Source organism: Microbacterium sp. Clip185 (assembly GCF_028743715.1).
Classification (GTDB): domain Bacteria; phylum Actinomycetota; class Actinomycetes; order Actinomycetales; family Microbacteriaceae; genus Microbacterium.
This window is the reverse complement of sequence record NZ_CP117996.1, coordinates 402586-426994: the sequence shown is the minus strand read 5'-3', so window position 1 is coordinate 426994 and position 24409 is coordinate 402586. Positions and strand designations below refer to the sequence as shown.

The 24409-nt window shown below is 70.4% G+C and carries 18 protein-coding genes; 4 read left to right on the top strand and 14 right to left on the bottom strand.

All coding sequences use genetic code 11. From position 1 onward, the window contains the following. Window positions 1-166 precede the first annotated feature (166 nt). Window positions 167-2080: an MDR family MFS transporter gene (locus PQV94_RS02130; protein WP_274287160.1), complete on the top strand. Its 1914-nt coding sequence runs from the start codon at window positions 167-169 to the stop codon at window positions 2078-2080. A gap of 183 nt (window positions 2081-2263) precedes the next feature. Here PQV94_RS02130 and PQV94_RS02125 read toward each other — a convergent pair whose 3' ends face one another. Both PQV94_RS02125 and PQV94_RS02120 read right to left on the bottom strand, forming a co-directional pair. Then, window positions 2264-5962 carry a bifunctional proline dehydrogenase/L-glutamate gamma-semialdehyde dehydrogenase gene (locus tag PQV94_RS02125; RefSeq protein ID WP_274287159.1) on the bottom strand — a complete coding sequence of 1233 codons (3699 nt, stop codon included), beginning with the start codon at window positions 5960-5962 and terminating at the stop codon, window positions 2264-2266. Window positions 5963-6028: 66 nt separating this feature from the next. After that, window positions 6029-6592, bottom strand: a complete 564-nt coding sequence (locus tag PQV94_RS02120; RefSeq protein WP_274287158.1) for an acyl-CoA thioesterase — start codon at window positions 6590-6592, stop codon at window positions 6029-6031. 152 nt (window positions 6593-6744) lie between these two features. On the opposite strand from PQV94_RS02120, the gene PQV94_RS02115 reads away from it, so the two are divergent. Then, window positions 6745-7251 carry a GNAT family N-acetyltransferase gene (locus tag PQV94_RS02115; RefSeq protein ID WP_274287157.1) on the top strand — a complete coding sequence of 169 codons (507 nt, stop codon included), beginning with the start codon at window positions 6745-6747 and terminating at the stop codon, window positions 7249-7251. 123 nt (window positions 7252-7374) lie between these two features. Here PQV94_RS02115 and PQV94_RS02110 read toward each other — a convergent pair whose 3' ends face one another. From PQV94_RS02110 to rlmN, 12 genes are all read right to left on the bottom strand, one after another. Next, window positions 7375-9159: a cytochrome b/b6 domain-containing protein gene (locus PQV94_RS02110; protein WP_274287156.1), complete on the bottom strand. Its 1785-nt coding sequence runs from the start codon at window positions 9157-9159 to the stop codon at window positions 7375-7377. A gap of 2 nt (window positions 9160-9161) precedes the next feature. Continuing rightward, window positions 9162-10127, bottom strand: a complete 966-nt coding sequence (locus tag PQV94_RS02105; RefSeq protein ID WP_274287155.1) for an electron transfer flavoprotein subunit alpha/FixB family protein — start codon at window positions 10125-10127, stop codon at window positions 9162-9164. Window positions 10128-10139: 12 nt separating this feature from the next. Further along, window positions 10140-10916, bottom strand: a complete 777-nt coding sequence (locus PQV94_RS02100; protein ID WP_274287154.1) for an electron transfer flavoprotein subunit beta/FixA family protein — start codon at window positions 10914-10916, stop codon at window positions 10140-10142. 45 nt (window positions 10917-10961) lie between these two features. Next, window positions 10962-11738 (bottom strand): enoyl-CoA hydratase-related protein, encoded by a 777-nt coding sequence (locus tag PQV94_RS02095; RefSeq protein WP_274287153.1) that lies wholly within the window; start codon window positions 11736-11738, stop codon window positions 10962-10964. A gap of 60 nt (window positions 11739-11798) precedes the next feature. After that, window positions 11799-12977: a thiolase family protein gene (locus tag PQV94_RS02090; protein ID WP_274287152.1), complete on the bottom strand. Its 1179-nt coding sequence runs from the start codon at window positions 12975-12977 to the stop codon at window positions 11799-11801. 4 nt (window positions 12978-12981) lie between these two features. Further along, window positions 12982-14172 carry a bifunctional 2-methylcitrate synthase/citrate synthase gene (locus PQV94_RS02085; protein ID WP_274287151.1) on the bottom strand — a complete coding sequence of 397 codons (1191 nt, stop codon included), beginning with the start codon at window positions 14170-14172 and terminating at the stop codon, window positions 12982-12984. A 26-nt stretch (window positions 14173-14198) separates the two neighbouring features. Next, the gene (gene prpB, locus PQV94_RS02080; protein ID WP_274287150.1) at window positions 14199-15095 is read right to left on the bottom strand and encodes a methylisocitrate lyase; all 897 of its coding nucleotides are present in this window, start codon (window positions 15093-15095) and stop codon (window positions 14199-14201) included. After that, window positions 15095-16618: an MmgE/PrpD family protein gene (locus tag PQV94_RS02075; RefSeq protein WP_274287149.1), complete on the bottom strand. Its 1524-nt coding sequence runs from the start codon at window positions 16616-16618 to the stop codon at window positions 15095-15097. Before PQV94_RS02075 ends, prpB begins: the two co-directional genes overlap by 1 nt. Beyond that, window positions 16615-17295, bottom strand: coding sequence for a GntR family transcriptional regulator (locus tag PQV94_RS02070; RefSeq protein ID WP_274287148.1), 681 nt, complete (start codon window positions 17293-17295; stop codon window positions 16615-16617). Before PQV94_RS02070 ends, PQV94_RS02075 begins: the two co-directional genes overlap by 4 nt. A gap of 112 nt (window positions 17296-17407) precedes the next feature. Further along, entirely contained in the window at window positions 17408-17872 is a 465-nt protein-coding gene (locus PQV94_RS02065; RefSeq protein WP_274287147.1) for an NUDIX domain-containing protein, read from the bottom strand. A gap of 74 nt (window positions 17873-17946) precedes the next feature. After that, the gene (locus tag PQV94_RS02060) at window positions 17947-19905 is read right to left on the bottom strand and encodes an ABC1 kinase family protein (protein ID WP_274287146.1); all 1959 of its coding nucleotides are present in this window, start codon (window positions 19903-19905) and stop codon (window positions 17947-17949) included. A 66-nt stretch (window positions 19906-19971) separates the two neighbouring features. Beyond that, window positions 19972-21225: a 23S rRNA (adenine(2503)-C(2))-methyltransferase RlmN gene (rlmN, locus tag PQV94_RS02055; RefSeq protein WP_243226616.1), complete on the bottom strand. Its 1254-nt coding sequence runs from the start codon at window positions 21223-21225 to the stop codon at window positions 19972-19974. Between the two features lie 196 nt (window positions 21226-21421). Here rlmN and PQV94_RS02050 point away from each other — a divergent pair, with 196 nt between their 5' ends. Together PQV94_RS02050 and PQV94_RS02045 are read left to right on the top strand one after the other, a co-directional pair. Continuing rightward, the gene (locus tag PQV94_RS02050; RefSeq protein ID WP_274287145.1) at window positions 21422-22351 is read left to right on the top strand and encodes a PRD domain-containing protein; all 930 of its coding nucleotides are present in this window, start codon (window positions 21422-21424) and stop codon (window positions 22349-22351) included. A 186-nt stretch (window positions 22352-22537) separates the two neighbouring features. Then, window positions 22538-24394 carry a beta-glucoside-specific PTS transporter subunit IIABC gene (locus PQV94_RS02045; protein ID WP_274287144.1) on the top strand — a complete coding sequence of 619 codons (1857 nt, stop codon included), beginning with the start codon at window positions 22538-22540 and terminating at the stop codon, window positions 24392-24394. Window positions 24395-24409: the final 15 nt, after the last annotated feature.

The following is a 24409-nucleotide window of genomic DNA, read 5'->3' as shown; positions in this document are numbered from 1 at the left end:
GGTCCCCCATCCGCTCACTGTACAACGTTGTACTGGCGCGATTCCGCCCCTCGCTCATCGCGGTGCCCCGCCACTGGCGCCCCGTGGACACACGATAGGTCTATGATCAGACGTCCGATAGTTGCGGATAGTCAACTTTTTCCGCCGCATCCCCACCGGAGGCCTCATGTCCGACGCCACGCGCACCGACCAGCCCGTGATGACGCACCGCGCCATCCTGCTGGTGATCTTCGGCCTCATGGCCGGCATGTTCCTCTCCGCCCTCGACCAGACCATCGTCGGCACGGCGATCCGCACGATCGGCGACGACCTGCACGGGCTGAGCCTGCAGGCGTGGGTGACGACCGCCTACCTGATCGTCTCGACGATCGCCACGCCCATCTACGGCAAGCTCTCCGACATCTTCGGCCGTCGCCCGCTGTTCCTCTTCGCGATCATCGTGTTCATCGTCGGCTCCGTGCTCGCGAGCTTCTCGACCGACATGGTGCAGCTCGCCGCGTTCCGCGCCGTGCAGGGACTCGGCGCCGGCGGCCTCATGTCGATGCCGCTCGCGATCATGGGCGACATCCTCGCGCCGCGCGAGCGGGCCAAGTACCAGGGCTACTTCCTCGCCGTGTTCGGCATCTCGAGCGTCATCGGTCCACTCGTCGGCGGCCTCTTCTCCGGCGCGAACCAGATCCTGTGGATCGCGGGATGGCGCTGGGTGTTCCTGATCAACGTGCCGATCGGGATCATCGCCCTGTTCATCGTCGTGCGCTTCCTTCACATCCCGCACCACCCGCGCGAGTCGGTACGCATCGACTGGTGGGGCGCGGCGCTCGTCGTGGTCGCCCTCGTCCCGCTGCTGCTAGTGGCCGAGCAGGGCCGCGAATGGGGCTGGGACTCTCCCATCGCCATCGCCTGCTACGTCGTGGGCGCCCTGGGCGCGGTCGCGTTCGTGTTCGTCGAGCGCGCCATGAAGACGGATGCGCTCATCCCGCTGAGCCTGTTCCACTCGTCGACGTTCTCGATGGCGACCGTCATCGGCGTGCTCGTCGGCTTCGGCATGTTCGGCGCGATGCTGACGCTGCCGCTGTACCTGCAGCTCGTGCTGGGTGCGACGCCCACCGAGAGCGGCTTCCAGATGCTGCCGATGATCCTCGGCCTCATGATCGCCTCGATCGCGAGCGGACAGATCATCGCACGCACCGGCCGGTACCGCATGTTCCCGATCCTCGGCACGCTGTTCCTCTCCGGCGGCTACGTGCTGCTCACGTTCCTTCGCGTCGACAGCTCGTACTGGTTCCTCGCCGGCGCCATGCTGCTGCTCGGCCTCGGCCTCGGCCAGCTCATGCAGACGCTGACGATCGCCAGCCAGAACTCCGTCGGCCTGCGCGACATGGGTGTGGCCACGAGCGCATCGACCTTCTTCCGCCAGATCGGTGGAACGCTCGGCACGGCGGTGCTGCTCTCGCTCCTGTTCACCCTGGTGCCCTCGAACATCCAGAACTCGTTCGCCGATGAGGGGACCGTAACGAACGCGCTGGAGGCGGCGCTCGACCCCGCGGTCACCCAGGCCCCCGAGAACGCGGCGATCATGAAGACGATCTACGACCCGATCGTGGCGAACTTGCAGCAGGCGGCGAGTGCCGCATCCGTCGACCTGTCGAACGATGCGGCGCGTGAGGCGTTCGTCGCCCAGGCCGTGCCGCAGGTGCAGGAGGCTCTCGCCACCAAGAGCGACGACCAGAGCTTCGACGGCTCGGTCATGAACGACACGTCGTTCCTGAACGGCGCCGACCCGCGCCTGACCGCGCCGATCCTCGTGGGGTTCAACGACTCGGCGACGGTGGTCTACCGCGTGGCGCTGGGCGTCGTGCTGCTCGCCTTCGTGCTGACGCTGTTCTTCCGCACCCCGCCGCTGCGGGCGAAGTCCGCGCTGCAGGAGGCGGCGGATGAGGCGGCCGCCGCATCCGAGTCCGACGACCCGTCCGTGCTCGCTCAGGCCGCGGCGGCGGATGCGGGTGCACTGGTGGCGCCCGACACCGGCCCCGTGCCCACCGCGGACCGCCCGCTCACCCGGCGAGACCTCCGCACCTGAGCCCCGTCGGTGCCGCCCCGCCCCCGCGGGACCGACGACCGCGGCCTCGGCTGCAGGGCATGTCCCACTTCCCGCAGAGCATGTCCCACTTGCTGCAGGAATCGGGGCTGATTTCTGCAGCAAGTGGGACATGGATGCGGGAACCGGCCGGAGCAATGACAGGCCGTCCGGCCCGAGCGACCCTCAGATGACGGCTTCGCTCCACGCATCGGGGTTACCGAACCGGTGCGCGGTGATCGCGATGGCCTGTTCGTGCAGGAACGGCAGCAGTTCCAGGCGTCCGGCGGTGGTCACCGGGTTCGCGTAGACGGCGAGATCCGGGTCTCCCGCGATCGCCTCGGCGAGCGTGCGGTGCAGGATCTCGGTCTCGGATGCGGGCCCCACCAGCCGCGCCCGGGCGACGCGCGGCTTCACGTTGACGCCGGTCTCGTCCGCCTCGGCACGGGTGAGGCGCTCGATCCACTGCGCATCCGTCTCGACGTGCACCGTGAGACCCGCTTCACCCAGCGCGCGGCGCACGGCAGGTGGAAGCCCCGTCGCCGCGCTGAGGGATGCGGCCGAGCCCGCGCGCAGGGCGGCGAGCGCCACACGCAGCACCTCCTGCACCTCGGCACCCGCGGTCGCGCGCACGGCCACGTCGACCGACCGGTAGCGGAAGAGGTTGCGCTCGACGCCGAGCCCCGTCACATCCTTGATGCGGCCGAACTCCCGATCCCACTCCACGGCATCCGACAGCGCGGCACGGCGTAGCCACTCGAACCGTTCGTAGTCCAGCGACGGCTGGGCTGCTTCGATGATGGCGGTCATGCGCGAGTCGAGCCCGCGCAGGTGCAACGTCGTCGATCCGCCGGCGGCGGTGGGTCGCCAGCTGCCGAGGCCGATCAGGTAGTTCGGACCGCCGGCCTTCGTGCCCGCGCCCACCGATGAGCGCTTCCAGCCGCCGAACGGCTGGCGCTGCACGATCGCGCCCGTGATGCCTCGGTTGACGTACAGGTTGCCCGCCTCGACACGGTCGAGCCACAGCGCGAGGTCATCGGGGTTCTGGGTGTGCAGGCCCGCCGTCAGGCCGTAGGCGACCGCGTTCTGCAGCTCGATGGCTTCGGCCAACGACGACGCGTGCATCACGCCGAGCACCGGCCCGAAGAACTCCTCGAGGTGGAAGCGAGACCCGGGCGCGACGCCGGTACGGATGCCGGGACGCCACAGCCGGCCCGCCAGTTCCGGTGCGCCGTCGATCTGCTCGGGCTCCACGAGCCACTTCTCGCCGTCGTCGAGCGTGGTCAGCGCCCACGCCAGCTTGCCCTGCGGCGGCTCGATCACCGGCCCCACCTCGGCGGCGGCATCGGCGGGCGACGCGACCACGAGAGAACGCGTGGCATCGACGAGCTGGCGCGCGAAGCGAGCCGAGCGCCCGACCGAGCCGACGAGGATCGCGAGGGATGCGGCGGAGCACTTCTGTCCGGCATGCCCGAACGCGCTCTTGACGAGGTCGGATGCGGCGAGGTCGAGATCGGCCGACGGCATGACGATGATGGCGTTCTTGCCGCTCGTCTCGGCCAGCAGCGGCAGGTCGGGGCGCCAGGAGCGGAACAGCTGCGCGGTCTCCCAGGACCCGGTGAGGATCACGCGGTCCACGGCAGGGTGGGAGATGAGCTGCTGCCCCAGTTCGCCCTCGTCGATGTCGACGAGGGCGAGCAGGTCGCGGGGCACGCCCGCATCCCACAGCGCCTCGGCGACGACGGCCGCCGAGCGGCGCGCCTGCGGGGCGGGCTTGAACACGACACCGGATCCGGCCGCGAGGGCTGCGAGCACACCTCCGGCGGGGATCGCGAGCGGGAAGTTCCACGGCGGCGCGACGACCGTCAGCCGCGCCGGGACGAAGACGGCGCCGGCGACCCGGTCCAGCTCGCGCGCGGTGGCCGCGTAGTAGTTGGCGAAGTCCACCGCCTCGCTCACCTCGACGTCGGCCTCGGCGAGCACCTTGCCGGTCTCGGATGCGGCGACCTCGATGAGCACGTCACGGCGCGCGTCGAGCGATCGCGCCGCCGCCTGCAGCACCACGGCGCGGTCGGCCGCGGGCAGGGCGCCCCAGCCGGCGGCCGCGTCGCGCACCCTCGCGATCGTGCGCTCGAGCGTGTCGGCGTCGCCGATGCGAGCGCCGCCGATGGTCGCATCGCCGGCGGTCGAGGTCTCGATCCGTTCGATGATGCGCTGCGCCCACTCGCGGTTGGCGGGAAGCGCCGGATCGGTGTCGGCGGCGGGGCGGAAGCCCGGGGCGCCGTGCGCGCCGGCGTTCGACTCCCGCGGCGAGAAGACCGCCGTCTCGACGAACTCGGCGCCGCCGAACAGCACCGAGTGCGCGTCGGGCTCGGTGCGGTCGGCCGCGATACCGAGCACGGCCTGGGTGAGTCCCGCGATCTCCTGCGTGGGTGCGGGCTCGCGCAGGATGGCGGGCTCTGCCGCATCCGGTGCGCTCTGCAGGCGGTTCTGCCCGCGCCGGGGGCCGGTGCGCAGCCCCGCATCCGTCGATCGCTCGATCGAAGCGAGGAAGCGATCCCGCTCGCGCGCGAACAGTTCGGGATCGGTGTCGAGATCGAACGCGGCCGAGAGGAAGTTCTCGCTGGAGGCGTTCTCCTCGAGGCGGCGTACGAGGTAGCTGATCGCCACGTCGAACTCGTCGGGACGCACGACCGGCACGTACAGCAGCACGGCGCCCACGTCGCGCGAGACCGCGGCGACCTGACCCGCCGCCATGCCCAGGAGCATCTCGAACTCGATGCGCTCGCGCACCCCGCGCTCTCCGGCGAGGAGCCACGCGTACGCCACGTCGAAGAGGTTGTGACCGGCGACACCCACACGCACGGCGGCGGCGTGGTCGGCATCCAGCGCCCAGTCGAGGCAGCGCACATAGTTGGCGTCGGTGTCGAGTTTCGTGTCGTAGGGCGCCTGCGGCCACCCGTGCATGATGGCGTCGACGCGCTCCATCGCGAGGTTCGCGCCCTTCACCAGGCGCACTTTGATGCCGGAGCCCCCGCCCGCGACGCGCTGCCGAGCCCATGCGGTCAGCTCCTGCAGAGCCGGAAGCGCATCGGGCAGGTACGCCTGCAGCACGATGCCCGCCTCGAGCCGCGTGAGCCGCTCGTCCTCGAGGATGCGGGTGAACACCGCGATCGTCAGGTCGAGGTCGCGGTACTCCTCCATGTCGAGGTTGATGAACGTGCCGTCGGCGGCGGCGCTCAGGTACAGCGGCAGCAGACGCTCGACGACGCGTTCGACGACCTCGTCGAACGCCCAGAGCGAGATGTGTCCGGCGATGGCCGAGACCTTGACCGAGACGTAGTCGACGTCGGGTCGGCGAATGAGCTCGTGGATGCCGTCGAGGCGGCGCCGCGCCTCGTTCTCGCCCAGCACGGCCTCGCCCAGCAGGTTGAGGTTCAGCTTCGCGCCGCCCTCACGCAGCTTGGCGATCGCCGCACCGAGCTTCTCGGGGCGCGCATCGACGATGAGGTGGCCCACCATGTCGCGGAGGGCGCGGCGGGCGATCGGCACGACGGGCGTCGGCACCGCGGGGGCGACCGCACCGCCGACCCGTACGGCGGAGCGCAGGTACCAGGGCAGGAAGTCCGGCACGAGCGGGGCGATGCGGCTGAGGTTCGCCGCCGCGGCCGACAGGCTCTCGGGGCGCATGACGCCGTCGACGAACCCGATCGTGAACGGCAGTCCGTTGGGGTCGCGCAGCACCCCGGCGAGGCGTTCCGCCGCGGGGTCGGCGTGAGCATCTGCGGCTTCGGTGACCCAACGGCGCGCGAGGGTGACCGCGTCGTCGGCGAGGGATGCGGGACGCGGCGCTCGTGGCGGCCCCGCCTCGGTGCTGGAGGACATGCGCTCAGCCTACGTCGGGGCCCGGCGGCCCCACGGGCGTGACACGAGCCCGCCGGCGGCGCCGGTTCAGTGCCAGATGCTGGGGGCGGGACGGCGCGTCGAGGGGAGCGCCACATCCTCGGACCAGCGCAGCATCCACTCCTCGGGAGCGGGCACGGTGGCGGGGTCCTGCCCGAGCGCCTCGAACAGCTCGGCGAGGCCGACCGTGCCGCCCGAGCGGCGCACGAAACGCCCGCGCGCGATGAGCTGGGCGTAGATCTCGCCGTCGACGACGGCCCGATGCTCGAGGTAGACGGCGCGATCATCGGCGGCGATCACGCGCGACTCCACGTCGAAGCGCTGCCACAGGTGCAGCGACTTGCGGTAGCTGATGGTCGCGTTGGCGACGACCGGGTACCAGCCGCGCTCGCGCATGAGGTCCCAGAGTCCCGTGCGCATGAGCAGGTCGAAGCGTCCGAGGTCGAACAGCGAGAGATACCGGCCGTTGTTCATGTGTCCCACGACGTCGAGGTCGGTGGGAAGGGTCGTCAGCCGGATGCGTCCGACGCCGAGCGAGTCCATCGCACCTTCGCGACGGTAACGGCGGCGGGACGAGGCAAGCAGAAGCAGGGTGCGCCAGATCACGTTCACGACGACAGATCGTAGGAGAAGGCAGGCGGATGCGGGATTCGATTGTGCGATCCCGACAGCGGCGGCCGCCGCATCCGGGTCGTCGCTGGTGGCCCGCAATGACCCGGCGGAGCCGATTTCCGCCGTTCGTGCCGCCCGCGTAGAGTCTGGCCATGGAAGCCGACCTCACCACCGATGTGATCGTCCGCCCGGTACGCGACGTGGACGCCGAAGCCCTCGGTCGCGTGCACGCCACGTGCTGGCACGAGACCTACGACCACCTGATCAGCAAGGCCGCACTGGAGCGCGTCTCGCCCCGCCGCCTGGCCGAGCTCTGGACCCATTGGGCCGAGCAGGGCCCCGACTACCGCATGTCCGCCGCTCTCGTGGAGGGCGAGATCGTGGGCTTCGTGGGCTCCGGCCCCGCCCGCGACGAGGACGCCCCGCGCGAGCGCGAGCTGTACTTCATCTACCTGCTGGACGCGTGGCACGGCACCGGCATCGGCCAGAAGCTCTTCGACGCCGCGGTCGAGGAGGGCGAGGGGCTGTACCTGTGGGTCGCCGAGGACAACCCCCGCGCTCACCGCTTCTACACGCGCAACGGCTTCACCCTCGACGGCGCGACGCACACCGAGCCGTTCCTCGGCGAGACGCTGACCGAGGTGCGCTTCACCCGCTGACCCGGCCTCCCTTTTCCGCGAGACTGCATTTCTCGCACGAGATCACGGTATTCACCCGTGATCTCGTGGCGAAAGTGCAGTCTCGCGGTCGTTGGAGGGGTGGGCGCGGCGACCGGATGCGGGTCAGCGGGCGCTGACGGTGCCGAAGAGGCGCGCGATAGGGGCCAGCACGAGGGGGCGCGCGGCGATCCACCCGCCGGCCATCACGATGACGGATGCGGCGAAGATCCAGAATCCGGCCCAGTTGTCCGCGTATGCGGTGGGATCCGCCGACCCCTGCGCGGCATACATGTGGTTGAGGTTGCGCAGCGCACCCGTTGCGAACACGAGGGCGACGTGCACGACGATGAACGCGACGAAGTAGAGCATCACCGGGAAGTGCACCTTGCGCGCCCATTCGATCGGGTAGATGCGATTCAGAGTCTCCGCCTTGCGCGGCCAGAGCCCGCTCATCCGCACGCCCGTCAGGATCGCGAGCGGCGCGGCGACGAACACCGTCGTGAAGTAGGCGAGCTGCTGCAGGCTGTTGTAGTTCACCCAGCCGTTCTCGGTCGGCCAGTCCAGCGACGCGTACTGCAGCATCGCGGACAGCGCGTTGGGCAGCACCTCCCAGCTGGTCGGGACGATCCGCATCCACTGCCCCGTCACGAAAAGCAGCACGAGGAACACGAGCCCGTTCACAAGCCACAAGAGGTCGAGCGACTGGTGGAACCAGATCGTCAGGCTGGTCTTGCGCTTGCTGTTCCACCGCGGCGTCCAGAACGCCGCCGGCCGCTTCTCGCGCCGCACCTGCAGACCCGACCGGATGATCAGCAGCATGAAGAACGCATTGAGGAAGTGCTGCCACCCCAGCCACGCGGGGAGTCCCACGGGGGCGCTCTCGGGGAGGTGGTACTCGCCCGGATAGGTGGCGAGGAAGTCGCGGAGCGGATCGAGCGAGACGAGCCACCGCGTCGCGAACACGATCATCGCGAGGGCGAACAACACCCCCGCGCCGGCGATGAATCCCGCACCCGCCCACTGCAGCGCGGTGAACGGCCCGTAGCGGCGCGGCTCCGGCCGCGGCGCGGGGCGCTCGAGGGCGGCGCGTCCGGGGAAGACCGTCGGGGTGAACGGCAGCGGTTCCCGCATCCGTTCCACGTCCGCATTCCCCTGTTCGAGGGACTCCGGATGCGGCTCCGCGCCCGAACTCGGCGCAGGTGGCGTCCCTTGAACACTGGGCGCGGGTGCGGAGTTCGCCGCGGCAGCGGGGTTCGCGGCGGGCGTGGCGGCAGCGGGGGTTGTGCCGTCCGTGGCGGGTGCCGCGGCGGCGGCCGGCCGCATCCGTCCCGCCGGGGGCCACGGCTCGCCGCCCGCGACGCGCGGCAGTCCCCGACGCACGGGTCGCGCATCCGGTTCGAGGGACTCTTGATGCGCCGGCGCGGCTTCGGGGACAGCATCGTGCGTCCCTTCGACGGGCGGTGCGGGAGCAGAGGGCGCTTCGTCCGGGGCGATCGGCGCCATCGACACCGACTCCGGCGCCGGTGTCGATGCGGCGCCCGCCACGGACGAACCGACGGATGCGGGAGGCCAGGGCTCGCCGCCGGCCACCCTCGGCAACCCCCGGCGCCGCTTCACCCGCGCGGACGCGGACCGCGCGGCCTCGACACCGACACCCACCGCAGGTTCGAGGGACCCTTGATGCTCCTCCGGGGCGGAAAACACCGCATCGCGCGTCCCTTGAACATCCGCGACGCCGGCACCAACAGGGGCGTCATCGATACCAATGGTGGGCTCGGGACCGCCGGCACGAGCGGGAACCTCACCACCCGTGGCGGCAACGGCCGGGACGAAGGATGCGGGGGGCCACGGCTCCCCGCCGGCGACGCGCGGGAGCCCCCGGCGCACGCGACGCGGGAGATCGGCCACCCTCAGCCTCGCTTCGCCGCGAGGGCGTCGATGAGCTGCGGCACCACCTGGAACACGTCGCCCACGACGCCGAAGTCCGCGATCTGGAAGATCGGCGCGTCGGCGTCCTTGTTGACGGCCACGATGGTCTTCGCGGTCTGCATGCCGGCCTTGTGCTGGATCGCACCGGAGATCCCCAGCGCGACGTACAGCTGGGGCGACACCGAGACACCGGTCTGACCGACCTGGTGCTCGTAGGCGATGAAGCCCGCATCCACCGCCGCGCGGGAGGCGCCGACGGCGGCGCCGAGCGTGTCGGCGAGCTGCTCCACGAGGGCGAACTTCTCGGCCGAGCCGAGTCCGCGCCCGCCCGACACGACGCGCGCGGCTCCTCGCAGTTCTGGCCGCGACGAGGACTTCTCCATCACCTCGGTCGACACGACGGATGCGGCCGGCGCACCGGATGCGGTCACGGCGAGCTCCGTCACGACCGGCTCCGCGGCCCCCGCGCGATCCTCGACCGCTCCCTGCCGCACCGTGGCCACGAGCGGTCCGAAGGTCGCCGCCGCGTCGACGGAGTACGCGCCGCCGTACACGGAGTGGTGCGCGATCACGCCCTCGTCGTCGCGATCGAGGCCGACGATGTCGACGGCAAGAGCCGCGCCCAAGCGCGCGGCGAGCCTGGCCGCGACGTCGCGCCCGTCGAGCGAGTGCGACACGAGCACGGCCTCGGGACTCACGTGCGCCACCGCAGCGGCGAGCGCGTCGACCTCGGCTACGCCGAGACCCTCGCCGGCCGGCGCGACGAGCACACGAGGCGCGCCCCATTGACCGGCGGTCGCGGCGAGCTCCGCGTCACCCACGACGAGGGCGACGGGTGTCCCCACGCGGGACGCGGCCCCGATGAGCGCGGCCCCGGATGCGGCGAGCCCCCCGCCGGGTGAGGTCTCGAGCAGCACCAGGATGGCGTCGTCGGCGAAGTCGGTCATCGTCGTCACCTCTCAGACCAGGCGGTTCTGGATCAGGAACTCGGCGAGGCGGTTGCCGCCGTCGCCGTCGTCGACGATCACCTGTCCCGCCGCACGCGCGGCGCGGGGAGCGATGGCGATCATGATCGAGCGGGCGGTGTCGGGATCGTCGGCATCGATCCCGAGGTCGGCGAGCGACAGCGTCTCGATGGGCTTCTTCTTCGCCGCCATGACGCCCTTGAAGCCCGCCATCCGCGCCTCGGGCATCGCCTCCGTGATCGAGATCACCGCGGGCAGTTCGGCACGGATGCGGCGCACGGCGCCGTCGCCGGGACGGTCGCCCTCGACGGCGTCCTCGGCGAGCTCGACGCGGGCGAGACCGGTCGCCGAGGCCACGTGGAGCCGTTCGGCGATCATGGCGGGGATCACACCGCCCACACCGTCGGTGGACTGGTTGCCCGCGATGACGAGGTCGAATCCGGTACGTGAGATGGCGGCGGCGAGCACCTGGGCGGTGAGTCCCAGATCGGCACCGCGGAGCGCTTCGTCGACGATCTGAACGGCGGAGGCCGCACCGAGAGCGAGCGCCTTGCGCAGCGTGGGCGTCGCCTCTTCGGCGGCCATCATCATGGCCACGACCTCGGTTCCCGGGTGCGCGTCGGCGTAGGAGAGGGCGACTTCGAGGGCGCGCTCCCCGATCTCATCGATGACGCGGTCACTGGCGGCGCGGTCGGCGAGGCCGGTCTCGAGATCCAGGACGCGGTCACCGTAGGTGTCGGGGACTTCTTTGACCAGCACGACGATTCTCATGGGGCGGTGCTCCTTCGACAGGACGAGTCTAGACGACACTCGGTGTCAGCGATGGCGGAACTCAGGCGCACGCTTCTCACGGAAGGCGGCCATCCCCTCCTTCTGGTCGTCGAGTGCGAAGAGCGTGGCGAAGCTCTGCTTCTCGAACCGCAGGCCCTCTGCCAGCGTCGTCTCCTGGGCGGCACGCAGGGCCTCCTTCGCGGCGTAGACGACGGGCAGCGACTTCGCGGCGACGGCCTCGGCGACCTCCATCGCCGCATCCCTCAGGTCAGCCGCGGGGACGACGCGCGAGACGAGTCCCGCACGCTCGGCCTCCTCGGCCCCCATGCGCCGGCCCGTCAGTACGAGCTCGGCCGCCTTGTACGCACCCACGGCGCGGGTGAGCCGCTGGGTGCCACCGAGGCCCGGGATCACGCCCAGCGAGATCTCGGGCTGACCGAACTGGGCGGTGTCCGCGGCCAGGATGATGTCGCAGATCATGGCGAGCTCGCACCCGCCGCCGAGGGCGAATCCGGCGACCGCGGCGATCAGCGGCGTGCGGGCGCGCGCCACGTCCTCGAGCGCTGCGAACGGGTTGTCCACGAGCATGTCGCGCGTCGACTTGTCGGCCATCTGCTTGATGTCGGCGCCCGCCGCGAACGCGCGCTCGCTGCCCGTGAGCACGATCGCCCCGACGCCCTCGTCGGCGTCGAAGGCGGCGACGGCTGCGGCGAGCTCACCCACCAGGGTCGAGTTGAGGGCGTTGAGGGCGTCGGGGCGGTTCAGGGTGATCCACCCGACGCGACCGTGCTGCTCGATCAGGATCGTCTCGTAGGCGCTCATCTGCCCATCGTGGCATGCGCACACCCGAGCGCGGCAGGGTCGATCCCGGAGGAATCCGTCTCAGACCCGTTCGACGATCAGCGCGTTCGCCATGCCGCCGCCCTCGCACATCACCTGCAGCCCCAGGCTTCCGCCCGTGTGCTCCAAGTGCGCGACGAGGGTTCCCAGCAGACGCGTCCCCGAAGACCCGAGCGCGTGCCCGAGCGCGATGGCACCGCCCCAGGGGTTCAGACGCGCCGGGTCGGCGCCGAGGTCGTCAAGCCACGCGAGCGGTACCGGGGCGAACGCCTCGTTCACCTCGTACGCGTCGATGTCGTCGATCGTCAGCCCCGCGCGATCCAGAATGCGACGCGTCGCCGGGATCGGCGCGGTGAGCATCATGAGCGGGTCGTCGCCCACGACGGCGAACGAACGCAGCACGGCGCGCGGCCGCATCCCGAGCTCCGCCGCGCGTTCTGCGCTCATGAGCAGCACCGCGGACGCTCCGTCGGTCAGCGGCGACGACGATCCGGCGGTGACGCGCCACTGAAGCTCGGGGAAGCGGGACCCTGCGTCATCGGTGCGAAACGCCGGCGCCAACCCCGCAAGCGCCTCCGCCGTCGTGGCCGCGCGGATCGTCTCATCGACCTCGACGAGACCTGCGGGCGTCTCGACGGGCACGACCTGCGAGGCGAAGAGCCCTGCCGCAGCGGCCGCCGCGGCGCGGCGATGCGACTCGGCCGCGTACGCGTCCAGCGCCTCACGCGACAACCCCCACTTCGCAGCGATCAGCTCTGCGGCGATGCCCTGCGACACGAGTCCGTCGGGGTAGCGCTCACCGAGCAGCGGCGAGACGGGGGATCCGGATGCGGCCGCCGAGCCGAGGGGCACGCGGCTCATCGACTCGACGCCGCCGGCGATGACGATGTCGGCCGCGCCCGCCATGATCGCGTGCGCCGCCGAGTGGACGGCCTGCTGACCCGAGCCGCATTGGCGGTCGAAGGTGGCGGCAGGCACCGTCTCGGCGAACCCGGCGGCGAGCACGGCCTGACGCGCGATGTTCGTGGACTGCTCGCCGACCTGGCTGACGCAGCCGAGCAGCACGTCGTCGACGAGCGCATCGTCGAGCTCGTTGCGCTCGACGACGGCGCGCAGCACACCGGCGGCGAGATCCACGGGGTGCACGCCGCTGAGCGCACCGCCGGGCTTGCCGCGCCCCGAGGGCGTGCGAACCGCATCGACCAGCACCGCCTCGCGCACGGATTCAGCCCTTCTCTTCGGGCCGCTCGCTGACCTGCTCAGCAGCCTCGTCGGGGACGTAGCCGGGAACGTGACGTTCGTCGGGACCGACGTACACCGAGAGCGGACGGATGAGGGCGTTGCGGCTGTACTGCTCCATGATGTGGGCCGTCCAGCCGACCACCCGCGCGGCGACGAACAGCGGGGTGAAGGTCACCGTGTCGAAACCGATGAGGTTGTAGGCGGGCCCCGACGGGTAGTCGAGGTTGGGGTAGATGCCCTTGCGCGCCACGAACTCGCTCTCGAGCGCGTCGTAGAGCCGTGCCACATCCGGCCGGTCGTAGTGGGCGACGAGCCCGTCGAGCGCTGCCTTCATGGTGGGCACACGAGAGTCGCCGCGCTTGTAGACGCGGTGGCCGAAGCCCATGATCTTGCGCTTGTTCGCGAGCGCGTCGTCGAGCCAGGCGGTGACGTTCTCCGCTTCGCCGATCTCGTCGAAGATGTGCAGCACCGCCTCGTTCGCACCGCCGTGCAAGGGGCCCTTCAGCGCACCGACCGCGCCGACGACCGCGGAGTGCAGGTCGCTGAGCGTCGAGGCGATGACCCGCGCGGTGAAGGTGGACGCGTTGAACGAGTGCTCGGCGTACAGGATCATCGATCGGTTGAAGGCGTCGACGACGACCGCATCCGCCTCTTCCCCGAAGGTCATCCACAGGAAGTTCGCCGCGTAGTCCAGATCGTCGCGCGGCGGGATCGGAAGCTGTCCTCGGCGGCGTCGCTGACCGTAGGCGACGATCGCCGGCAGTGCGGCGAACAGCCGGAGGCTGCGCGCGAGGTTCTCGTCGGGGGTGCCGACCGCATCCAACACCGAACCGACACCGGCGAGATCCGCCGCTCCCAGCACACTGAGGGCGGTACGCACCTCGTCCATCGGGTGCGCGTCAAGCGGTACGAGCTCGATCGCCGCCTGCACGGCGGCCGTGAGCGCCCGGTGCTCACGCTCGGCGAGCCGGAGCTCGGTGAGCTGTTCGCCGCTCGGCAGCTCGCCGTGCCACAACAGGTAGGCGACCGCCTCCACGGGCTGCGTGGCGGCGAGCTCCTGCACGGGGTATCCGCGATACAGCAGTGAGTTCGACTCGGGGTTGACCTTGGAGATGGCGGTCTCGTCCGCGACGACCCCCGCCAGTCCCTTCCGGATCTGGTCCTGCTCGGTCATGTCACTCCTTCGTGCTCGGCCGCGCGTCACGGACGCGTGTAGGTGAAGATGCTGTCGTCGAAGCTGTTGTACTGCTCGTAGTCGATCAGGTCGTAGAGCTCAGCGCGATGCTGCATCTCGCCGACCTTGTCGCGCAGGTGTCCCTTGTCCGCGAGATCGTCCAGTGCCCGCTCGGCGGCGCCCATCGCGATGCGCAGCAGCGAGACCGGCCAGATCACGATGTTCACGCCCACGTCGCGCAGTTGGTCGGCCGAGAAGAGCTCGCTCTTGCCGAACTCCGTCATGTTGGCAAGGATCGGCACGTCGACGGCGCGGCGCATCGCCTCGAACTCGTCGAGGGTCGCCAGGGCCTCCGGGAAGATCGCGTCCGCCCCCGCATCCACGAGCGCCTTCGCGCGGTCGATCGCCGCATCCAGTCCCTCGATCGCGCGGATGTCGGTGCGTGCCATGACGAGGAAGTCGGGGTCGCGGCGCGCATCCACGGCGGCACGGATGCGGCGCAGCGCCGTCTGCTCGTCGACCACGGCCTTGCCGTCGAGGTGCCCGCAGCGCTTCGGGTTGATCTGATCCTCGATGTGGGCGCCGGCGACGCCGGCGTCCTCGAGCATCTGGATCGTGCGCGCGACGTTCATGGGCTCGCCGAAGCCGGTGTCGGCGTCGATGAGCGCCGGAAGCTCGGTCGTGCGGGCGATCTGGGCCCCGCGTCCGGCGACCTCGGTCAGGGTCGTCAGACCGATGTCGGGAAGACCGAGATCGGCCGACAGCACGGCGCCCGAGATGTAGACGCCCTCGAAGCCCTTGCGTTCGATCAGTCGCGCGGACAGCGGATTGAAGGCGCCCGGCAGCCGCATCAGCTCTCCCGAGGCGAGTCCGGCGCGGAAGGCGCGGCGCTTGTCGGATGCGGAGGCGCTCGACCCGAGCATCAGAACAGCCCCTTGGGCGCCGGCTGCGAGAGCAGCAGGCCCGGCTTCGCGACGATCGAGAGCTGGCGCACCTCGTCGGCGGTCAGCTCCGGCAGGCGCTGGACGAGCTCGAGGAAACGCTCGATCTCCGCCTCCTCCAGCACAGGCTGCGCCAGCAGCCGGAACTTGCGCACGTAGTCTTCGCGCACGAACGGGCGGGCGCCGAGCGGATGCGCGTCGGCCACGGCAATCTCGTCCTCGCTGACCGATCCGTCGGTGAGGGTGATGACCACGCGCCCGCCGAACGCCTTCTCGTTCGGGTCCTCGGAGTGGTAGCGGCGGGTCCACTCCGCATCCTCGGCCGTGGTGACCTTGTGCCACAGTTCGACGGTGTCCGCGCGCGCCGCGCGCTCGGACGCGTAGGAGTCCACGTGGTGCCACGTTCCGTCCTGCAGCGCGACCGCGAAGATGTACGGGATCGAGTGGTCGAGCGTCTCGCGGGATGCGGTCGGGTCGTACTTCTGCGGGTCGTTCGCCCCGGAGCCGATCACGTAGTGCGTGTGGTGGCTGGTGTGCAGCACGATCGACGCGATGTTCGCGGGATCGCGCAGCTCGGGCCGCTCGGTGCCGAGCTTGCGGGCCAGATCGATCCACGCCTGTGCCTGATACTCCGCGGAGTGCTCCTTCGTGTACGAGTCCAGGATCGCCCGCTTGGACTCCCCCGCAGCCGGCAGCGGCACGTCGTAGGAGGCATCCTTACCGTCGAGCAGCCAGGCGACGACGCCGTCCTCGCCCTCGTAGATGGGCGACGGTGACGTCTCGCCGCGCATCGCACGGTCGACGGCTTCGACCGCCATCTTGCCGGCGAACGCGGGTGCGTGCGCCTTCCAGGTGGAGATCTCGCCCTTGCGGGACTGCCGGGTCGCGGTCGTCGTGTGCAGCGCCTGCCCGACGGCCTGGTAGATCGTCTCGGCGTCGAGCCCCAGCAGGGTGCCGATCCCGGCTGCCGCCGAAGGGCCGAGGTGGGCGACATGGTCGATCTTGTGCTTGTGCAGGCTGATCGCGCGCACGAGGTCGATCTGGATCTCGTAACCGGTCGCGATGCCTCGCACGAGCGCGGCGCCGTCGGCGCCGACATGCTGCGCGACGGCGAGGATCGGCGGGATGTTGTCACCGGGGTGCGAGTAGTCCGCGGCGAGGAAGGTGTCGTGGTAGTCGAGCTCGCGGACGGCGACGCCGTTCGCCCACGCGGCCCACTCGGGCGAGGTGCGGCGCTCGAGCGCGCACCCGAACACCGTCGCACCGGCGCCGCCGACGGAGACGGCGTGATCCAGTGCCTGCTGGCGCGCAGCGACGACGGGTCGGCGGGTGAGGGATGCGGCGGCGACGGCCGCGTTGTCGATGAGCCGGTTGACGATCATGTCGACGACGTCCGCATCGACCGCCACGGGGTCGGTGGCGACCTCCGCGATGTGCCAGGCCAGCTGACCCTCGCGGGCGAGCTTCTCTTCGCTCGTGTGGACACGGAGGTGGTGCGTGATCATGCTGCTCCCGGTGTGGATCGTGCGACGCGGGGGGCGTCGGATGCGTCGGCGAGCGACGCGAGGATGGCGGTCAGGGCGTGATGCAGGTGCACGTGAGTGGCGTGCGCTGCGAGTTCGGCGTCGCCGTCGGCGATGGCGTGCGCGATCAACCGGTGCTCGGCGGCGGATGCGGCGAGGCGTGCGGGGTTGTCGCGCGCGAGGCGGCGCACGCGGACGAGGTGGGTGCGCACGGTCCGCAGCGCGGCGATGAGGTAGTCGTTGCCGACGGCGGCGTCCAGCGCCTGGTCGAACTGCGCGATCGTGGCGTAGTAGGCGTCCGCATCCGCCTGCGGGTCCTCCGCCGCCCAGCGCTCGGCGAGCGCGGCGAATGCCTCCCCCGGCGCGCCGCTTGCCACGCGTTCCGCCGCGATGCGGGCCGCCGACTCCTCGAGGGCGCGGCGCACGGCGAAGAGCGCGCGGATGTCGTCGGCGTCGATGTCGGTGACGACGGTGACCCGCGGCGAGGCCTGAGCCACGAGGCCGTCGGCGGCGAGGCGTCCGATGGCCTCTCGCAGCGGGGTGCGGCTCACGCCGAGCCGGCGCGCCTGCTCCACCTCGCCCAGCACGGTTCCCGGCGCCAGCTCACCGGACTGGATCTGCTCGAGGAGAGTGCGGTACGCACGGTCACTCGCACGCATCCTGCCTCCTCTGGCACGTCGATGAACTCGCACAGTGTATGCACAACAGCCATCATGATGCCACCCGCAGAGACGATGAGCGCTTAGGGTATACACAATGCGTCCCCGGCGTTCAGCCCACCAGGTGCGGAGCGAGAGCATCTAGCACGGGGCGCTGCGCGGCGACCAACAGGTCCCGCGCGTCGTCGACCTGCACCCATTCGGCACGGTCGACCTCGGGGAACGACTCCATACGCCCCGAACGGGGCGGCCATTCGAGCGAGAACTCGCCGAACCGCATCCCGACCAGGGCGAAACCGTCGGCGTCGAGCGCGAACACCCGGAGGCGCTTGCCCGACGAGTAGCGGAACTCGCCGAGCTCCACCCGCTCCCCGGCGGGCGGCGTAAGCCCCAGCTCCTCCTGAAACTCGCGTTCCGCGGCGGCGAGCGGATCTTCGGATGCGGGGTCGTACTCCCCCTTCGGGATCGACCACGCTCCCGCCTGCTTGCGCTGCCAGAACGGCCCGCCCATGTGCGCGATCAGCACCTCGGCGGTGTCGGGCCGGAAGAGAAGGAGCCCCGCGCTGTACGCGGTCATGGCCGCATCCCGTCGCTTCTTCGCCGCACCCGTCCACGCTAGCGGGGTCTCAGACGGCGAGGGTCGCTTGGGCGCTATCGCCGCCGCTCGAAGGCGGCGCGGAGGCTCCGCAGCAACAGGAGGAGCCCACCGAGCCCGACCACCGCACCGAGGAACGGGAACAGCGGAACCTGTGCGGTCAGGTGCGGCCCCGCGTCCGAGACGCCCAGCAGGACCGCGGAGATCACGAGGGCGATGCCGACCAGCGTGGTGGTGAAGCGCGAGAACAGCTGCTCGACGAAGCCACGGCCGGTCGCGTCGTCGAAGCTGCGCAGTCGCACCGAGAACGTCCCGTCCTCGAGTTGCTGGCTGAGGGTGGAGAGCGTTCGCGGCAGCCGTCGCAGCTGCTCGCCCACGATCGCCGCCTGCGTCTGCGCCGTGAGCGCGAAGCCCTTCGGCGAGGTCAACGCGCGCGTGAAGGCGGGTGCCTGCGACAGCGCCCGGCCGACCATGTCGTAATCGTGACGAAGCCGCCGCAACGACCCCTCGAGAGAGGCCAGTGTGCGAAACACCAGCAGGAGCGAGGGCGGCAGGGCGAGCCGATGATGGCGCATGACGTCCACGAGGGCCGCGAAGACGTTCTGGTCGACGCCCGCGTTGTGCATGCGGGTCAGGATCACGCCGATGTCGTGCTGCAGCGCGACCTGGTCGAATGTGTCGGTGTCGGGCGGGGTCACGAGCATGAGCACGATGTCGGTGGCGGCGACGTCGTCCTCGTTCGCGATCGCGACGAGCAGCGGCAGCAGCAGGCGGCGCATGCTCTTCTCGAGCACGCCGACGGAGCCGAAGTCGATGAGGGTCACGGTGCCGTCCGACGCGAGCATGAGGTTGCCGGGATGCAGGTCGGCGTGGAACACGCCCCGCACCGCGATCTGCTCGAAGACCGCGTCGACGACCCCGTCGGCGATCCTCGTCGCCGCATCCGGGTCCAGCGTCGACGCGTCGACGTGGCCGAACGGGATGCCCTCGGCGCGCTCCTGCACGAGCATCTGCGCGGTCGTGTACTCGGCGTACACCTTCGGCACCGCGAGCGGGGTGAGCTTTGAGCGGGCCGCCGCCCCGCGCAGCATCTCGGTGTTCGCCGCCTCGATGCGGTAGTCCAGTTCCTCCCGCAGCGACCTCGCGAACTCCGCGGCCAGCGCCGTCACGCCGTAGTCGCGGGCCCACGTCGTGTGACGTTCCGCATCCGCCGCCAGACGTTCGACGATGTCGAGGTCGGTCGCGACCTGGGCTCGCGCGCTCGGGCGCTGGATCTTGATGACGACGTCCTGTCCGTCCTGCAGCGTCGCCGCATGCACCTGGGCGACGGATGCGGCCGCCAGCGGCGTCTCGTCGACGCGCGCGAAGACCTCGCCGATGGGCCGGCTGAGCTGTGTCTCGATCGCGTGGCGCGCCTCGCTCCAGGGGATCGGAACTGTCTCCATCTGCAGCGTCGACAGGGCTGTTGTGAACTCCGGCGGCAGCACGTCATCGCGGGCCGAGAGCACCTGGCCGATCTTGATGAAGGTGACCCCCGCATCGTTCAACGCCGCGACGATCGCCGCCGGCAGCTCCTCGCGATCGGGGCGGTGCCGGCCGCGGTACACCCCGAGCCCGTGCCGCGAGGCGATCGCGATGATCTCGGCGTAGCGTCGGGCGCGGTCGCGGCGGCGGAACATCTCCCGCACCACGGCGACGGGGTTGCGCAGGGGGCGGGTCGGCCAGAGGAACTCGAGCGCGACGATCGCGATGACGTCGATCGCGAAGAGCCACCCGATGGTCAGCAGCAGGAACAGCGCCCCGATCGCGTCGTTGACCGTGAGCACGTCGCCGTCGACGACATCCGCCTGCTGCAGCGCCCACAGCGCCAACGGGGCGCCGGCGACGACCACGAGCACCCCTGTCACGAAGGGCCGGATCCAGCCGATCGGCATCCCCAGGAGCCGGCGTGCGACCCACGCCGCGACGGCCGCGAACACGACGACGAACAGAATCACCCACACGATCTGCGGCATCGCACCCTCCCCTGTGCGACGACGCTACCGCGTCAGGGGCGGCGCAGGGGGGCTATCGGCGGCGGATCAGTCGACGGGGGTCGCCGCGGCGACCGCCTGGTCCTCTTCGGTCGCGACCAGCTGACCGCACGCGCCGTCGATCTCCTTGCCGCGGGTGTCGCGCAGGGTCGTCGGGATGCCGGCATCGTTCAGACGCCGCACGAACTCGTTCTGCACGGGACGCTCGGACGAGGTCCACACCGACCCGGGCGTCGGGTTCAGCGGAATCGGGTTGACGTGCACCCAGCCTCGACCGCGCGCGTTGAGCTTCTCGGCCAGCAGATCGGCGCGCCACGCGTGATCGTTCATGTCCTTGATCAGCGCGTACTCGATCGACACGCGCCGGCCGGTCTTCTCGAAGTATCCGCGCGCGGCGTCGAGCACCTCGTCGACCTTCCAGCGCGAGTTGACGGGGATGAGCTCGTCGCGCAGCTGGTCGTCGGGCGCGTGCAACGAGAGGGCGAAGGTCACCGGGATGTCCTCGTCCGCGAGCTTGCGGATGGCGGGAGCGAGCCCCACGGTGGAGACCGTGATGCCGCGTGCGCTCATGCCGAGACCGTGCTTCTTGTCGGTCATCACGCGCACCGCGTGCATGACGCGGGCGTAGTTCGCCAGCGGCTCCCCCATGCCCATGAACACGATGTTGGTGACGCGCTCGTCCGGGTGCTCGGCGGGCCCGAGGCCACCATCGCGGATCAGCCGGTTGGCGCGGACGATCTGCTCGATGATCTCCGCGGCGCTCATGTTGCGGGTCAGGCCCGCTTGACCGGTCGCACAGAACGGGCAGTTCATCCCGCATCCGGCCTGCGACGAGACGCACAGCGTGATGCGGCCCGGATAGCGCATGAGCACGGACTCGACGAGGGCGCCGTCGTGCAGCTTCCAGAGGAACTTGATCGTGTCGCCGCGGTCGGTCTCAAGCCGGCGCACCTCGGTCAGAAGCGGCGGCAGCAGGCCCGCCACGAGCTCCTCGCGACCGGATGCGGGCAGGTCGGTCATGAGCGCGGGGTCGCTCGTGTAGTGCGTGAAGTAGTGCTTCTCGAGCTGCGCGGCGCGGAACTTCGGGAACCCGAGCTCGACGAGCTTCTCGGCGCGCTGATCGTGCGTGAGGTCGGCGAGGTGCACCGGCGGCTTGCCGCGCTTGGGGCTGGCGAATTGCAGGAGCGGCCGGCCGCTCTCGTCCTTCTGCTGCGACCAGCCCTCAGTGCGCGGTCGCACCTGTCGCACGGCGGATGCGGCATCGCGCGGCACAGTCGTGCGGATGGGGGGCTGGTCGGTCATACCCTCCAGGCTACCGGTGCGCGGCTGCCAAGGCCCTGGGCACGGCGACCCGACAGAGCCCGCTGACAGAGCCCGCCGAACGAGCACTCGATCATCCAATGAGCATCCGATCGAATGCTCACTCGACGAACGGATGCTCGCTCGGCGATCGGCATCACGCCGGACCAGGAGTTCGCGGTCCCATTAAGATGCACGCATGCCCTCACCCGAAGGGCGCGATGGCGCGCGCGAGAACCACGTCGTCGCGCACAAGGTCCTCAACAACAACGTCGTCATCTCGATCGACGAGCACGGTCGCGAGCGCGTGCTCATGGGGCGCGGCCTCGGGTTCCAGCTGAAGCCCGAGGACCGGCTGGATCCGGCGAAGGTCGAGAAGACGTTCGTCCTCGACTCCGGCGCCGAGGGCGAGCGGGAGCGCCAGCTGCTCACGGATGTGCCCTACCCGGTCATCGAAGCGGTCACCGGCGCCGTCGACCTGGCCGAGCGCGAACTCGGCCACCACCTCGGTCGACGGCTCGTGATCCCGGTCATCGACCACATCCAGTACGTGCTGGAGCGCCTCGATCAGGGCGTGCGCATCCCCGCGACCCACATGCCCGAGTTGCGGGTGCTGCATCCGCACGAGTTCCGCGCGGCCGAACACATGGCCGCCCACATCGCCACCGCGCTGGAACGTGAGCTTCCGCCCGAGGAGGCCGTCTTCCTCACGATGCACCTGCTGAACGCGACCCGCGACGAGCCCAACGGCACGGCGGCCCTCCTGTTCCGGCGCGTGCAGCACGTGGCGACCACGGTGGAGACGGGTCTGGGCGTCACCCTCGACGTCGAGAGCCCCGACTACGCGCGCTTCATCCTGCACGTGCAGTTCCTGCTGCAGCGGCTGGTCTCCAAGACCATGCTGCGATCGAACGACACCTCGTTCTTCGAGTTCGCCAAACACAGCTACCCGCGCTCCTACGCGATCGCCGAGCAGGTGAAGGCCTACGTGCGCGCGGCGACCGGCTCCGACCTCACCGACGAGGAGCTGCTGTATCTCATCGTGCACGTCGAGCGACTGGCTTCGCAGGTCGGCGCGAAGGCCGAACCGGGCGACGGTGGCGGCGGCATCGAAGAGGTGCTACGGTAACTCGCGCAGGGCGGAGAAGCCCTGCGACGCGACGGATTGTTACTGCGGCAGCAGGCAAAACCTGAACTCACATCGTCTTGACCGACGGTGAACGAGTTCAGGTTTTTTTGTTGCCCGGAAACGGCCCGACCCGGCGCGTCACCCACGCGAGTGCCGCGCTGATGCGGCGGAAAGAGGGAGTCCGAGATGGACTACTCGAAGACAGCAGCCGGCGTCCTGAAGGGCGTCGGCGGCGAGGAGAACATCACCTCGCTGGTCCACTGCGCCACCCGACTGCGCTTCGTCCTCAAGGACGAGGGCAAGGCGGATGCGGCCTCGATCAAGGCCGTTCCCGGCGTCGTCACCGTGGCCCAGGCCGGCGGCCAGTACCAGGTCGTCATCGGCAACGAGGTGCCCGAGGTGTACGCGGAGATCGGCAAGATCTCCAAGTTCGGCGGCTCGGGCGGGTCGTCCTCCCCGGCGCAGGATGCCCCGAAGGGCAACCTGTTCAACCGCTTCATCGCGATGATCTCCGCGATCTTCACCCCCGCGCTCTGGGCCCTCGCCGGCACCGGACTGCTGAAGGCGTTCCTGGCCGCGGCCGTGACGTTCGGCTGGATCGACACGACCACGTCGACCTACGTCGTGCTGAACGCGCTGTCCGACGCGTTCATCAACTTCCTGCCGCTCGCGCTCGCGATCACGGCCGCGCGTTACTTCAAGGCGTCCGAGTTCACCTCGCTCGCCATCGCCGGCGCACTCCTGTATCCGAGCATCACGGCGCTCGTCGGAGCTCCGGATCTCACCTTCTTCGGCATCCCGTTCACGATGGTCAACTACGTCTCGAGCGTCATCCCGATCATCATCGTGGTCTGGCTGCAGAGCCACGCCGAGCGCTTCCTCTACGCGAAGCTCCCGGCCGCGGTCCGCCGGTTCGTCACCCCCATGATCGTGGTGCTCATCGCGGTGCCCCTCGTCTTCGTCGTCATCGGCCCGATCTCCGCCATCATCAGCGGCTGGGTCGGCTCGGGCATCGGCTGGGTCTTCGAGACCGTGCCGTGGCTGGGTGGCGCCGTCATGGGCGGCCTGTGGCAGGTGTTCGTGATCTTCGGTCTGCACTGGGGCCTCGTGCCGCTGTTCCAGCTCGAACTGCAGAACAACGGTCAGCTGTTCCTCGTGGCCCCCGTCTTCGCGGCCGTCCTCGCGCAGGCAGCCGCGGTGGCCGGCGTGTGGCTGCGCGCTCGCAACAAGAACCTGAAGTCGCTCGCCGCCCCGGCGACGCTCTCGGGCTTCCTCGCCGGCATCACCGAGCCCGCCATCTACGGTGTGAACCTGCCCCTCAAGCGCCCGTTCGCCTTCGGTATCGTCGGCGGCGCGATCGGCGGCGCGATCATCTCGCTCGGCGGCGTCTTCTCGACCGCGTTCGTGGTGCCGTCGGGCCTGGCGATCCCCGCCCTGCTCGGCAACGGCAACATGGTCTTCCTCGCCCTCGGCCTCGGTGCCGCCATCATCGTTCCCTTCCTGCTCACGGTGATCGTGGGCTTCAAGGAGCCGGCCGAGGACGCCGTCGCCCCCGCGGAGAGCACCGACCTCGAGGTCTTCAGCCCGGTGGACGGCACCGTGGTCCCGCTGTCCGAGACGCCGGATGCGGCCTTCGCCGACGGTTCGCTCGGCCAGGGCGTCGCCATCATCCCTCGCAGCGGCGCGCTCTACGCCCCGTTCGATGCGACCGTGGTCGCCGCGTTCCCGACCGGTCACGCCATCGGCCTGCGTCACGCGGACGGCGCGGAGGTGCTGATCCACATCGGTATCGACACCGTCAAGCTCGCGGGCGAGCACTTCAGCCTCAAGGTCACCAGCGGACAGCAGGTGAGCAAGGGCGACCTGCTCGTCGAGTTCGACCTCGAGGCGATCGCCGCGGCCGGTTACGACCTGACGACCCCCGTCATCGTCACCAACGCCGACCTGTACCCGGCTGTCGGCTCGCCCGCATCCGGTCCGATCGCACACGGTGAGCCGCTGTTCTTCGCCGTCGCCGTCGAGCAGGTCGTCGCCGCCAAGTGACACCCCGTGCGGGCG